This is a genomic window from Aquirufa salirivi (assembly GCF_045310485.1).
Lineage (GTDB): Bacteria > Bacteroidota > Bacteroidia > Cytophagales > Spirosomataceae > Aquirufa > Aquirufa salirivi.
Window position 1 is genome coordinate 117,590 of sequence record NZ_JBEWZH010000007.1, and the last position, 13,192, is coordinate 130,781.

Below are 13,192 nucleotides of genomic sequence, written 5' to 3' on the forward strand. Positions count from 1 at the left end.
TTAATGCAATTTAGTAGATAAAAATTCTTGTAAAGCTGGTACCTCCGTACTCATCAAAGTCTTATTACTACCCTCCCAAAGCTTTTTGCCTTCCTTCAAAAAGATCACATATTCTCCCATTCGAAGAACGGAATTCATGTCGTGAGAAATAACGACTGTCGTGATGTTAAACTCTTTAGTAATCTCTTGAATCAGTAAATCAATTTTAACGGCTGTCAAGGGATCCAGACCAGAATTGGGCTCATCACAAAATAAATATTTTGGATTCATCACAATGGCCCTCGCTATACCTACCCTTTTCTTCATTCCTCCTGAAATGTCAGAGGGCATTTGACTAGCTGCCGCCTCCAAACCCACCCGTTGCAAACAAATTAATGCGCGTTCATTCTTCTCTTCTAAACTTTGCTGGGTCAAAATATCCAAGGGGAAGCGCACATTTTCTAAGACCGTTTTGGAATCAAATAAAGCTCCTCCTTGAAAAAGTACTCCCATTTCTCTACGAATAGATTTGATAGTATCATTGGATGCCGTAACAAAATCCCGACCATCGTATAAAACTTTACCTTGCTCAGGTTTCAAAATACCAATCATACACTTCAACAATACACTTTTCCCCGTTCCACTTCCTCCTATCACCATATTGATTTTGCCCTTTTGGAAGCAGCCATCAACTCCATCCAAAACAACTTTTCCATCAAACTCTTTGTGTATGTTTTTGATTTCAATCATACTCAAAATTAGGTATATTTTGCCAAAAATGAAGAATGTCTAGTTTTTTAGCCGAATTATTTTCAAAGCCAAAATTTGCCTCTAAATCCAGATAAAATTCTAATAACATAAATTGATTGCTTGATGATACTATTCTTTGTACTTTAAGCCATTGAATATTTCAAACCTAAACACTAAAAATACTTCTATGTTTTTCATCGTCGTTGGAATTGTATTACTGGTTATTGGCAATATCATTGCGAATCCCAATTTGGTATTTTCAAAATACAGCAAAGCCTTTAAAATTGGAGGAATAGCTATGGCTGCTTTAGGCTTGTTCAGCTCAACAGTCAAACAGATTGAAGCAGGGGAAGTTGGGGTACAAAGCCTATTTGGTAGCGTCAAACCGCAAGTATTAAACAGTGGTTTAAACTTTGTCAATCCACTATCGAACATTTTTATTTTCGACGCCAAAACACAAAACTATACCATGTCAGGTGTACATGATGAAGGCGACAAGGAAGGGGATGATGCTATCAGAGTTCTAACAGCTGATGGATTGGAAGTAATTGTTGATTTAACCGTATTGTATAAAATATCTTCTCAAGAAGCCCCCAATATATTTAAACAAATTGGATTAGATTATAAGGATAAAGTCGTTCGCCCGATTACTCGAACCAAAATTAGAGATAATGCAGTCTATTATGATGCCGTGGGTTTGTTTTCGAAAAAAAGGAACGAATTCCAAAACCGTATCTTCAAAGACATTGACGCGAATTTTAAAAACCGCGGACTCATTTTAGAACAATTATTAATTCGAAATATCACTTTGCCCAATTCAGTAAAACAAAGTATAGAATCAAAAATCAATGCCGAACAGGATGCTCAGAAAATGCAATTTGTCTTACAAAAAGAAAAGCAAGAAGCTGAACGGAAACGAGTTGAAGCCCAAGGAATTGCTGATTACCAACGTATCTTATCCACGGGATTAAGCGACCGTCAATTACAATATGAATCCATTTTGGCTCAAAAAGAATTAGCAAAATCTCCTAATAGCAAAATCATCATCATGGGTAATGGAAAAAGTAGTCCGATAATTTTGGGTGGGAATTAAATTTTAACTTAAGACAAACTTATATTGCTCAATTCATCTGCCAGCTTATGTAATCCCTGAGAAATTTGAATTATTTTCTTATCCGACAATGGGGCCAATTTTCTAGTATATTGCCTGAATAAGCTTGGATTAATACCTACATAGTGTTCAGCAAATGCAGATTTATTGATTACATGGAAATAGTCGAAAAACTGTTCTAAATCCAATACATAATTCAACGAATAATCTTGAATTCGTATTGAATTACCCATTTCATTTTCATAATCAACATGGTATTGTAACACTTCTAAAAAATTAGCTTTTAACTCTTTAATGCTATCTCCTACAGTAGCCATTCCATCTATTTCTTTCGCATAGGCAGAAAAACCCGTTCCTGTTTTTTCTACAATGACCGTCAACTTTATTCGCAAATTCATCATTCTTAAATTTAAGAGAGTCTTAGCTTCTTTAATCAATATAAATCACCTCCTATTCAAACCTGCTGCTTTTAAAATACTTAACCATGTTCCATTGGCCATTTCTTTACTAGCATGTCGCGGAATCACCAGTTGACCCAATTTAATGGGATGCCTGTATAAATCATGATTAGCTCCATTTCTATATAAATACCAACCATCATTTTTCAATATTTTCAACAATTCATTAACGGATGCCATGGTTCAATTAAAAATCAAAACAAGATTATCTTTTAACTAAACCTTTCAAATATATAACAAATATGTTATAAAAAATAGAACGATAGATTAAAATTGAGCCAAATAAATTAGATAAATAGATAAAAAAAAAGCGCTCCCCAACGGGAGCGCTTTCTATATCAATATGTTGATTATTTCCTCAAAATGGAATGTCCCATTTTATCTCGTTTCGTTTGTAAATATTGCTGGTTGTGTGGATTGGGATTAATTTCAATAGGTATGGATTCCACAATTTCCAATCCATAACCTAATAAGCCTGCACGCTTTTTAGGGTTATTGGAAATTAACCTCAATTTTTTGACCCCTAAATTTCGCAAAATTTGAGCCCCTACCCCATAATCCCGTTCATCCATCGCAAAACCTAATTCCAAATTAGCTTCCACCGTATCTCTCCCCATCTCTTGAAGTTTATAGGCTTTAAGTTTGTTCAATAAACCGATTCCCCTACCTTCTTGAAACATATACAAAACCACTCCTTTACCTTCCTTTTCCACCATTTCCATGGCTTTGTGCAACTGAGGGCCACAGTCGCATCGACAAGAGCCAAATATATCTCCCGTAACACATGAACTGTGTACACGTACCATAATTGCTTCATCTTTCTCCCAAGTTCCTTTCACCAAAGCTAAATGGGTATCACCCGTATTTTTCTGCTTGAAAGCAATCAGGTCAAAATTTCCCCATTGCGTAGGCATATCGACTCCAATTTCTCGCTGAATTAAGGATTCCTTATCCAAACGATATTCAATCAAATCCTTAATGGTAACCAGTTTCAAATCAAATTTATCGGCAATCCGACGAAGATCCGCTAAACGCGCCATACTTCCATCTTCATTCAATACCTCTATCAACACGCCAGAAGGTTGAAAACCCGCCAGACGAGCAAAATCCATCGATGCTTCGGTATGTCCAGTCCGACGTAATACTCCTTCTGATTTACTCTTTAAGGGGAATATATGACCTGGTCTACCTAAATCATTGGGTTTAGTCAATGGATCGACCAAAGCTTGAATCGTTTTAGCACGATCAGAAGCGGAAATACCGGTGGTGCATCCATTTCCCAATAAATCTACCGATACCGTGAATGGAGTTTCATGTGAGGTCGTATTGTTATCGACCATCATTTCAAGCCCTAAAGCACCGCAGCGATCTTCCGTCAGAGAAACACACATTAAACCGCGTGCTTCACGAATCATAAAATTGACTAATTCAGGAGTTATTGCTTCTGATGCGCAAATCATATCACCCTCATTCTCACGGTCCTCATCATCGGCTACTATGATGATTTTACCTTGTCGAATATCTTCTATCGCATCTTCTATACGATCCAAACGAATGGAATCTTCCTGCATGTTTTTAAGCTTTATGAACCAAAACACAAAGGTAAGCAGATTTAGTTCCCATTTTACTACCTTTGTAAGATAATCTATCCCTTATCAGGTATGTCGATTGAAGTTGCCAATCTTTCTAAAATATACGGTTCACAAATCGCCGTTAATTCGATTTCATTTCAAGCTTCTGAAGGTCAAATCATTGGTTTTCTTGGGCCCAATGGTGCAGGAAAGTCAAGTACGATCAAAATGCTGGTTGGGTTAATTCAACCAAGTCAAGGTGAAGCCATAGTACTCGGACTGAATGTAGCAGACCATAGCTTAGCATTGAAAAAAAAAATAGGCTATCTAGCAGAGAACAACCCCCTTTACCCTGATATGTATGTGCAGGAATTTCTGGATTTTATCGGTAAAATTCATGGGATTTCGGCTATCCAAAGAAAACAGAGAATCGAAGAGGTTATTCAACTTGTGGGATTAGATAAAGAGAAAAAAAAGAAAATATCGGAATTGTCTAAGGGCTATCAACAACGAGTAGGCCTTGCTCAAGCGATCTTTCATCATCCATCCGTACTAATCTTAGACGAGCCCACTAGTGGTTTAGATCCCAATCAAATGGCCGAAATCAGGTCATTGATTCAATCATTAAGTAAGGGAAAAACCATTTTGTTTTCGAGCCACCTATTAACTGAGGTGGAATCCATTTGCGATCGAATTTTACTGATTAGTCATGGAAACTTAGTAGCTGATTGTTCGCTACAGGAAGCTCAAAATTATGCGGGAGGCTTGGCTGCTTTCTTTAAGGATAAAACAGCTTAATTCAATTCAAATGCATCGGCATCAAGATGTGCCGGGAATTTATCCCTAAACTCCTGTAAAGATTCCTTGGAGATACTTGTGGTTTGTATTGCCTCTTCATCCAATAGTTGGATTATTTCCTCTCCTTTAAAAGAGACAACAACTGAATCACCTTGATAAACTAAGTCATTCGCGTCTTTACCTACTCGATTAACCCCGACCACATAAGCTAAATTTTCAATAGCTCGGGCTTTCAAAAGTGTAGACCAAGCATGGGCGCGTGCAGCTGGCCAATTTGCTACATAAATAGCTACGTCATAAGCCATCTGCACATTTCTTGACCAAACAGGAAAACGTAAATCATAACAAACAAATAAGGCGATATTCCACGATTTGTAAGTTAAAATTCCTTGCTTTTCACCTGGACTATAAAACTGATGCTCGTTGCCCATGCGAAACAAATGCCGCTTATTATAAGCAATGATTTTCCCATCTGGAAAAACGGCTAACAATCGATTATAAAACTGATTATTTTCTTTGATTTTAAGGCTTCCTACCAACAATACATCTAGCCGATTGGCCATCATTTGCATCCATTGTACTTGAGCTCCTTTGGAAAATTCCGCCCCTTCGGCACTCATACTAAAACCTGTCAGGAACATTTCTGGCAAAACTACCATATCGGTTTTACCCTGTAAAACCTGTAATTTCTCTTCTAAAATAGCACAATTGGCTGCAGGATTCTCCCATACAAGAGATGTCTGCACCATACTTACCCGTAACTGATTATTCGGGGAAACCATGTATTTGTGAATTACTTCGCAATATAGGTATAATACACCTTCAATTTAATTTTACTTGCATTCAAAGGTATATAACGGATATTATCTCCAATAATACGACTATAGCCTGCTGAATTACTCGTTAAAGGACTCGTTACCAAAATGGCGAAATTCTTACGGTTATTTGCAATGATGTTTTGAATGGCCGTTGTAATATTAAAGCTATAAGTCTTCGAACCTGAATCAAAATTAGCTGTTTGAATACCGGTTCCTCCTTCGGTCAACAAATACCGTAAACCATAGGAATTCTTAAGTGTTCTATTGCTAGCATCCGTTTCAACCAAAGATAAAGAACCTAGGGTTTTAGCTAATTCGTAATGATCAGAGGCTGGAATTACTAACTCAGCTTTATTGATCGCGACATTCTTATTCCCTTTCAAATTCAATAAATAAGGGATTTCCAATTTAGTCGCTAATCCTGTTCCTGATTGAACATAAGTCACCATATTGGTCTGTGATGCAGGAACCTGATCTCCTGGTTTTTGTAAATTTCCTAAGGCACCCGAACGTGAAATATTCAATTGATTAAATCGACCGTGAATTTCAGCTACTAAAGCCGTAGATAAGCTAAAATAATAATTCACTGCATATTTAACCGTATCATTTGGATTATGATAATGTAAAGTCATGACTGAATATGTTGGTGTAAAACCAATAATAGCTGCTTTGCCTGCTGAACTGGCTTTAATGTACATACCTTTAAAATAATCTCTAAAGGCTGCACCACCGGCTGCAATGGACTTGTCCGTATATTTACCAATCAGCTCTCTTCCAAATGAAGCATTCATTTTAAAGCTCAAGGTGTCGTATTTCAAGGAATCACCGTTAGCCGTTTTGGCTTTGATTGGACGAGGATAAAAAGAGTGTGATCCAATGGGAGTGGGATCATAGGGTAAGGTAGATGTATTGAAATAATCTACCGCACGGCTAACACTGTCCTTCAAACGATAGATGGAAACAGTTTGCTTCTGAGTGGTATCACCCACAAAAGATTGATAGATTAAATTCATTTTCAATGAATCCAAAATTGAGGCTTCTGTACTTTTCAAAGTATCCACATTGGCTATTTGAGTAAATGTCGAAGCAGCAATAGTCCCCAAAATGGGATCTTGATGTGATCCTACTAAAAAAGTACCCGTTTGATTCGTGTATATCGAATCAATCAAGACAGTTGACGATTGAATGCTCAATGAATCTGTATAGTTCAAACCAACTTCAACACTAAACAAATCGGACCCAATTTCTTTGGGTAAATCACAAGAAGTAAGGAAAAGGGAAAGAATCCCTACCCATTTAATTGCCGGCCATTTCCAAATACAATTTTTCGAAGAAATCGAGATCATTTTCGGCAATATTTTGATAGGTTTTTGATTTGAATTCATCAATGATGGATTGGATACGGCTATTTTCCGCATTTTCTAATGATACTACTTTATCGGCATATTCTGCACCAATTTTAATGAAGGCAGAATAATCTGAATTTGCTAAACTAGTTAAATTTTCGTCTTCAATTTCACCTAATTTCACTTTTTCTAACAAATCTTCATTAGAGAACGTAAAATCAAATTCAGAATTGTGAGGAGAGAAAATAGTTTTTGAATCTTTAAAGATTGGATGGTTTTTGTAATGAGTAGAGATGTACAAGGGTACTAAGCTCGACATCCAATCATTACAATGCACGACATCTGGAGACCAGCCTAACTTAACCACGGTCTCTAATGCTCCTTTACAGAAGAATGCGGCACGCTCATGATTGTCCTCATAGAATGCTCCATCTTTGTCATTTAAAACATATTTACGCTGGAAATAATCTTCATTATCAATAAAATACACCTGCAATTTAGCTGCTGGAATACTAGCGACCTTAATCGTTAACGGTTTTTCTTCCTCACCCATAGGGATAGTGATTCCGGAAAGCCGAACTACTTCATGCAAACGGTTTTTGCGCTCATTAATAGAACCAAATCTTGGAACCAAGATTCGAATCTCCATTCCCCTCTCCTGCATGGCAGTTGGGAGGTTACGAACGAAGTCTGCAATTCTAGAGGTGTTAAGGAAAGGGTCAACCTCACTCGAAACGTAAAGAATACGTAATTTGGACATTCTAAATTGATTTAGGGGAAAATTATCCCAAAAAAACTTTGCAAAAATATAAAAAATTTATCGGATTCCAGCTATATAAATTAAGCAAAGGTCTTTATTTTGCCTTGTGATTCTCGAAATCCATCACCACCATATGATAAAATCCATTCTTAAGTACTTATTCTCGACTTTATTGGCTGCCTCGCTCTTGTATTGGGCTTTTTCCAAAAGTCAACTAGAATGGGATGATATTTACCAAACACTTTTACAAGCTAATTACCAGTGGGTAACCGTAGCCATCGTGATTTCTTTGATTTCACATTGGTTAAGAGCTTTACGTTGGGAGCAATTACTCGATAGCCTACATTATCAACCTGGTCAAGTCAGAACTTTTTCAGCTGTACTCATCGGCTATTTTGCTAATTTCATTGTTCCTAGAATGGGCGAAGTTTCCCGATGTGGCTCCCTTCAAAAAACAGCCGACATCCCATTTGAAAAGTCATTTGGTACTGTCATTACCGAAAGAATTGTCGATTTACTTGGCCTAGTTGGCTTGGTTGGAATTACATTTTTAGTTGAATGGAAACCCATTCAGTCTTTCTTGTTTCCTCAAACAGACAGCCCACCTTTGACCTTAATCATGGGTTTGATTATCCTGAGCCTCATTGGACTCATCACCTTATGGTTCACCAAAGATTTTATCATAGCTAAATGGGACGTTCTTTCTAAAAGTTCCAAAGTCGGGCAAATCCTTTCAGGTTGGATTGATGGCATTATTAGTATCAAAGACGTAAAAAGACCGGGTTTGTTTTTGATCTATACCCTAGCCATTTGGGTGGCTTACTTTTTGAATGTCTATACCCTGCTTTTAGCATTCCCAAGCAGTGAAAACCTAGGTTTTTCAGCTGCATTAAGTATATTAGTGATGGGCACATTTGGTATGGCTACTCCTACTCAAGGTGGAATTGGAGCTTATCATAGTCTAGTAGCATCTACTTTATTTTTCTACCAAATCCCAATGAAAGAGGCTACAGCCTTAGCTACTTTTTTCCACGGAACTCAAATGGCCACAATCTTGTTGTTTGGGGGTATCAGTTTTATTTTAACTCTTTTCTTACCTAAAAAAACAAACAGTGTCAACTCTCAGTGAACATAAGATTCATACACTCAGTGAAGCTATTGAAATTCGTAAAACCTGGAAAAAAGACCTTCAAAAAGTTGTTTTCACCAATGGTTGCTTTGACATTTTACATCTCGGCCACGTCGATTACTTAGAAAAGTCGAGTCAAGCAGGAGACAAAATGATTGTAGCTGTTAATTCTGACCGATCAGTTCGTGAATTAAAAGGCCCCGAAAGACCCGTAAATTCAGAATATGCACGGGCCCGATTAATTGCTGCTTTAGGATTTGTCTCTATGGTCATAATATTCGATGAAGAAACACCGTTAGAACTAATTAAAGCACTTTTGCCCGATGTACTTATCAAAGGAAATGATTACACCATTGGTACCATCGTGGGGTCAAAAGAAGTTTTAGAAGCAGGAGGAGAAGTAAGTACCATTGATTTAGTACCCAATTATTCAACAACAGGAATTATTAACAAACTTAAAAAATAATAAAATGACCGGAATCTATGTTTTAACCATCCTATTTGGAGTTATCGGAATGTTGATTTCTTGGAGATTAAAATCCAAATTCAAACAGTATGCAGAAGTACCATTGCAAAGTAATTTATCTGGCCAACAAATCGCTGAAAAGATGCTTGCTGACCATGGTATCTACGATGTTCGTGTTATTTCTGTCGATGGACAATTAACAGATCATTATAATCCTAGCAACAAAACCGTGAATTTAAGTGCGGATGTGTATCATGGTCGAAATGCGGCTTCCGCCGCCGTAGCAGCACACGAATGTGGACACGCTGTACAGCATGCCCAAGCCTATTCCTTTTTGCAATTTAGAAGTGCCATGGTTCCCTTGTTGAATATCGCCAATGGTTTCATGCCCATCTTATTAATGATTGGAATGATGATTTTATATTCAACAGGAAGTGCTACTTTATTGAGTATTGGAGTGGCCTTGTTTGCCTTAGCAACTGTATTCAGTTTTGTAACTTTACCTGTGGAATTTGATGCCTCCAATCGAGCCTTAGCTTGGATAAAAAACAATCAAATTGTCAATGCAAGCGAATATGAAATGTCAAAAGACGCACTTTGGTGGGCAGCTATGACCTATGTAGTGGCTGCATTAGCCATGTTGGCACAATTACTCTACTACTTGAATTTATTAGGTGGGCGAAGAAGTAATGACTAAAAAATGAGGCTATCTCAAATTCAATGGGTAGCATCAAGAATCGCTTATTTGATCTATGTCTACATCAGCGATTTGAATATAAAAAAAGAGGCTGTTTAAGAAAAACAGCCTCTTTTTTTATACATGCAATTTACTCTTTCGATAACTGTAACTGAAATAAATTACGAATCCTGCAATACACCAATATAAGAATCGCTCCCAGTTGGTTGCTCCCATTTGAGTCATCAAATATAAATTGACCAATAAACCTAACACTGGTATCAATGATAGATTGATGGTAAAACTAAAATAGGCTAATACTAACCAAATAATAAAGAATCCTGATAGCAAGAAATGGTCAACGCGAGCATCGCCAATCCAATGCGCATTCCAATAATTCGACCAAGAAACTGCATCAGGTAAATAGAAATAGATGCCAATAATAAAGCAGAAACCTACCCAATATTTGGCATTGATATAAGGAATCTTAAACTTGGATTTCTTTTGATTTTCAGGATCTAAATCCAAAATTAATACACCTCCACAAACCAATACAAAGGCAAATAAAGTACCGATACTACTCAAATTGATCACCTCTTCCAAATTGGCAAATAAAGCAGGAATACCCACTAAAACGCCCGTCATAATGGTAGAAAAGGAAGGCGTTCGGTATTTAGGATGCATGTTAGAAAAAGCCTTGGGTAAAAGTCCATCGCGTGACATGGTCATCCAAATACGAGGTTGCCCCAACTGATACACCAATAAGGCACTAGTTAAGGCGATAACCGCACTGGCTGCTACGACACCAGCAACACCGTGTAAACCAACTTGTGTGAACATGTAAGCCAATGGATCTTCTATACCAGCTAAAGATGCAGATGGCACAATACCCGTTAATACTAGCGTTACTAAGACGTATAAAACAGTACAAATAAGTAAAGCCCACATCATGGCTTTGGGGATATCACGCTGCGGATTGGTACATTCTTCTGCTGTTGTAGAAATGGAATCAAAACCGATGTAGGCAAAACAAACCGCTGCCACACTTTTTAACACACCGCTGATGCCATTAGGGGCGAATGGAGACCAGTTGTCTACTTGCACATAAAAAGCACCCACACCTACCACGATGACAATCACCAAAAGTTTAAGGATCACCAAAATATTATTCATATTCTTGGTTTCTTTAATTCCGATATAGACCAAATATGTGATGGCTGCTGTAATTAATAAAGCAGGAATATTGGCCACAAAATGCCATCCAAATAGTAATGGAGCAGTTGCATAAGCAGCATACCCTTCTCGAACATTGACTGATAGCGATTCCAATAATTGCCCTTGTGACATCGCTACTTGCGCTTCAGCGTAAGCTCTTTTAGCCGATAAAAAATCCATGGTGAGGTAATCAGGAATATGAAAACCGAGACCTTCAACTAAATCAACAAAATATTTTGACCAAGAAATAGCAACAGCCACATTGGAAATGGCATATTCCAACAAGAGGTTCCAGCCTAAAATCCAAGCAACTATTTCACCAAGGCTGGTATAGGCATAAGTATAAGCACTTCCACTAATCGGAACCGTAGCGGCAAAACGAGCGTAACAGAAGGCCGTAAACATACAGGCTACAGCAGTAAATACAAATAATAGGGATACCGCTGGGCCACCATTAGCAGAAGCCTGCCCAATAGCAGAAAATATACTTGCTCCTATGATAGCGGCTACGCCTAAAAAGGTTAGGTCACGAACTCCTAAATTCCGAACCATGGACCCACCTTCCAGCTTTTCCATTTCGATTTGATCAGAAACTATTTTATCAATGGACTTTTTGCGAAAAAAGGATGAATTCATGCAATTGGATTAGTTGATGTGATGGTAAGATTAACAAAAATACATCTTTCCCGAATAAATTCTAATTTGAACGATTTACTTACCTTTGTTACAAAGGAACATTATGTCGGTAGCGATTGTCATTTTAAATTTTAATGGAAAACATTTTTTAGAGAAATTCTTACCATCGGTTGTAACAAGCTCTCCTAAGGATTCTGTTTATGTCGCGGATAATGGATCCTCTGATGACTCCATTGACTTTATAAAAAAACAATATCCTGAAGTACATCTTTTGATTGGCGAAGGCAATTTGGGTTATGCCGGAGGATATAATCGAGCATTACGATCCATCAAAGCAGATTACTATGTATTAATGAATTCGGACATTGAACCCAGTGAAAATTGGTTGAATCCACTAGTAGAATACATGAATAGAAATCCACAAGTGGCGGCAGTGCAACCCTTCATCCTGGATTATCAAAACCCTAGCCAATTTGAATATGCGGGTGCAGCTGGAGGTTATTGGGATAATTTAGGCTTCCCATTTTGTCGAGGTAGGATCTTTGATTCCATTGAAAAAAATGAAGGGCAATATGGTACGAGCTTAGTACAATGGGCAACAGGAGCTTGCTTATTGGTCCGATCTGATATATACTGGCTTGTGGGAGGATTAGATGAGTATTTTTTTGCTCACATGGAAGAAATTGACCTATGTTGGAGAATCCAGAGGGCTGGATATCAGGTGGCTGCTGTGGCAGATAGTACGGTCAAACATGTTGGAGGAGGTACTTTAGATAAAGGAAATCCATTTAAGACCTATTTGAATTTCAGAAATAATTTGATTCTTTTATACAAAAACCTATCCGGTAGGAAAAAATGGTCTACCTTATTATTTCGAATGGGGGCTGATGGATTAGCAGGCATTCGATATTTATTAGCTGGGGAATTTGCATTAATATGGGCTATCCTAAAAGCCCACTTTTCGTTTTATTGTTATGTATTAGTACATCATCCCAAGCAAAACTTAGCGCATACTTTAATTAAAAACACCAACACTGTGAGCTATCCCAAATCCATCATTTGGGCTTATTTCGGGCAAAAAAAGAAAAAATTTAGTGACTTAAAATTTTAGAATTCCCAAACAGTTGGATTATTTCTTTGACGCAAATACCGACGAATATTCATCCAAAATGCTAGAATCAAATAGATGATAATGGGAGAACCCATGGTGATGAATGAGGTATAAATAAAATACAGTCGTATGCTGGAGGTGGAAATTTTAAACTTCTCTCCTAATCTAGTACAAACTCCAAAAGCTTGATTTTCAACGAAATACTTTACTTTTTCCATGTAGCTAAATTTAATACTTACAAAAATATTAATTAATTACCCGTTTCAAGATATCAAATACAAATAGTCCTAATAATTATATAAATATTACAATAAAAAAATAAAAAAATTGATATTTTGTAATATTTAATTTGAATTTGCTTGCATGCA

The 13,192-nt window shown here is 37.2% G+C and carries 15 protein-coding genes; 6 read left to right on the forward strand and 9 right to left on the reverse strand.

What is annotated here, in order from left to right; translation table 11 throughout:
* Complete coding sequence (locus U0R11_RS10655) at positions 1–729, reverse strand: ABC transporter ATP-binding protein (RefSeq protein ID WP_269002359.1); 729 nt, start codon at positions 727–729, stop codon at positions 1–3.
* Positions 730–916: 187 nt separating this feature from the next.
* On the opposite strand from U0R11_RS10655, the gene U0R11_RS10660 reads away from it, so the two are divergent.
* Entirely contained in the window at positions 917–1,822 is a 906-nt protein-coding gene (locus U0R11_RS10660) for a prohibitin family protein (RefSeq protein WP_406751669.1), read from the forward strand.
* Positions 1,823–1,830: 8 nt separating this feature from the next.
* Here the strand turns inward: U0R11_RS10660 and U0R11_RS10665 are convergent, their stop codons facing one another.
* From U0R11_RS10665 to U0R11_RS10675, 3 genes are all read right to left on the reverse strand, one after another.
* Positions 1,831–2,238 carry a hypothetical protein gene (locus U0R11_RS10665; RefSeq protein WP_406751670.1) on the reverse strand — a complete coding sequence of 136 codons (408 nt, stop codon included), beginning with the start codon at positions 2,236–2,238 and terminating at the stop codon, positions 1,831–1,833.
* Between the two features lie 45 nt (positions 2,239–2,283).
* Positions 2,284–2,478 (reverse strand): type II toxin-antitoxin system HicA family toxin, encoded by a 195-nt coding sequence (locus U0R11_RS10670; RefSeq protein ID WP_406751671.1) that lies wholly within the window; start codon positions 2,476–2,478, stop codon positions 2,284–2,286.
* 170 nt (positions 2,479–2,648) lie between these two features.
* Entirely contained in the window at positions 2,649–3,869 is a 1,221-nt protein-coding gene (locus U0R11_RS10675) for a bifunctional 3,4-dihydroxy-2-butanone-4-phosphate synthase/GTP cyclohydrolase II (RefSeq protein ID WP_406751672.1), read from the reverse strand.
* A 90-nt stretch (positions 3,870–3,959) separates the two neighbouring features.
* On the opposite strand from U0R11_RS10675, the gene U0R11_RS10680 reads away from it, so the two are divergent.
* The gene (locus U0R11_RS10680) at positions 3,960–4,667 is read left to right on the forward strand and encodes an ABC transporter ATP-binding protein (protein WP_406751673.1); all 708 of its coding nucleotides are present in this window, start codon (positions 3,960–3,962) and stop codon (positions 4,665–4,667) included.
* On the opposite strand, the gene U0R11_RS10685 is transcribed toward U0R11_RS10680, so the two are convergent.
* From U0R11_RS10685 to U0R11_RS10695, 3 genes are read right to left on the reverse strand one after another with little or no spacing between them, the layout of a single operon-like run.
* Entirely contained in the window at positions 4,664–5,449 is a 786-nt protein-coding gene (locus U0R11_RS10685) for an amidohydrolase (RefSeq protein ID WP_406751674.1), read from the reverse strand. The two genes, U0R11_RS10680 and U0R11_RS10685, sit on opposite strands and share 4 nt — an antisense overlap.
* Positions 5,450–5,460: 11 nt before the next feature.
* Positions 5,461–6,870: a DUF4270 family protein gene (locus tag U0R11_RS10690; RefSeq protein WP_406751725.1), complete on the reverse strand. Its 1,410-nt coding sequence runs from the start codon at positions 6,868–6,870 to the stop codon at positions 5,461–5,463.
* Positions 6,782–7,591, reverse strand: coding sequence for a glycogen/starch synthase (locus U0R11_RS10695; RefSeq protein ID WP_406751675.1), 810 nt, complete (start codon positions 7,589–7,591; stop codon positions 6,782–6,784). The genes U0R11_RS10690 and U0R11_RS10695 overlap by 89 nt, the downstream gene beginning before the upstream one ends.
* Before the next feature lie 133 nt (positions 7,592–7,724).
* Here U0R11_RS10695 and U0R11_RS10700 point away from each other — a divergent pair, with 133 nt between their 5' ends.
* From U0R11_RS10700 to U0R11_RS10710, 3 genes are read left to right on the forward strand one after another with little or no spacing between them, the layout of a single operon-like run.
* The gene (locus tag U0R11_RS10700) at positions 7,725–8,720 is read left to right on the forward strand and encodes a lysylphosphatidylglycerol synthase transmembrane domain-containing protein (protein ID WP_406751676.1); all 996 of its coding nucleotides are present in this window, start codon (positions 7,725–7,727) and stop codon (positions 8,718–8,720) included.
* Positions 8,704–9,186: a D-glycero-beta-D-manno-heptose 1-phosphate adenylyltransferase gene (gene rfaE2 / locus U0R11_RS10705; RefSeq protein ID WP_406751677.1), complete on the forward strand. Its 483-nt coding sequence runs from the start codon at positions 8,704–8,706 to the stop codon at positions 9,184–9,186. The genes U0R11_RS10700 and rfaE2 overlap by 17 nt, the downstream gene beginning before the upstream one ends.
* 4 nt (positions 9,187–9,190) lie before the next feature.
* Positions 9,191–9,883, forward strand: coding sequence for a zinc metallopeptidase (locus U0R11_RS10710; protein WP_406751678.1), 693 nt, complete (start codon positions 9,191–9,193; stop codon positions 9,881–9,883).
* Positions 9,884–10,000: 117 nt separating this feature from the next.
* Here U0R11_RS10710 and U0R11_RS10715 read toward each other — a convergent pair whose 3' ends face one another.
* The gene (locus U0R11_RS10715; RefSeq protein ID WP_406751679.1) at positions 10,001–11,713 is read right to left on the reverse strand and encodes an amino acid permease; all 1,713 of its coding nucleotides are present in this window, start codon (positions 11,711–11,713) and stop codon (positions 10,001–10,003) included.
* Between the two features lie 103 nt (positions 11,714–11,816).
* Here U0R11_RS10715 and U0R11_RS10720 point away from each other — a divergent pair, with 103 nt between their 5' ends.
* A complete protein-coding gene (locus U0R11_RS10720) occupies positions 11,817–12,824 on the forward strand; it encodes a glycosyltransferase family 2 protein (RefSeq protein ID WP_406751680.1) in 1,008 nt (335 codons plus the stop codon).
* Here the strand turns inward: U0R11_RS10720 and U0R11_RS10725 are convergent.
* Positions 12,821–13,042 (reverse strand): PspC domain-containing protein, encoded by a 222-nt coding sequence (locus tag U0R11_RS10725; RefSeq protein WP_109322469.1) that lies wholly within the window; start codon positions 13,040–13,042, stop codon positions 12,821–12,823. The two genes, U0R11_RS10720 and U0R11_RS10725, sit on opposite strands and share 4 nt — an antisense overlap.
* Positions 13,043–13,192: the final 150 nt, after the last annotated feature.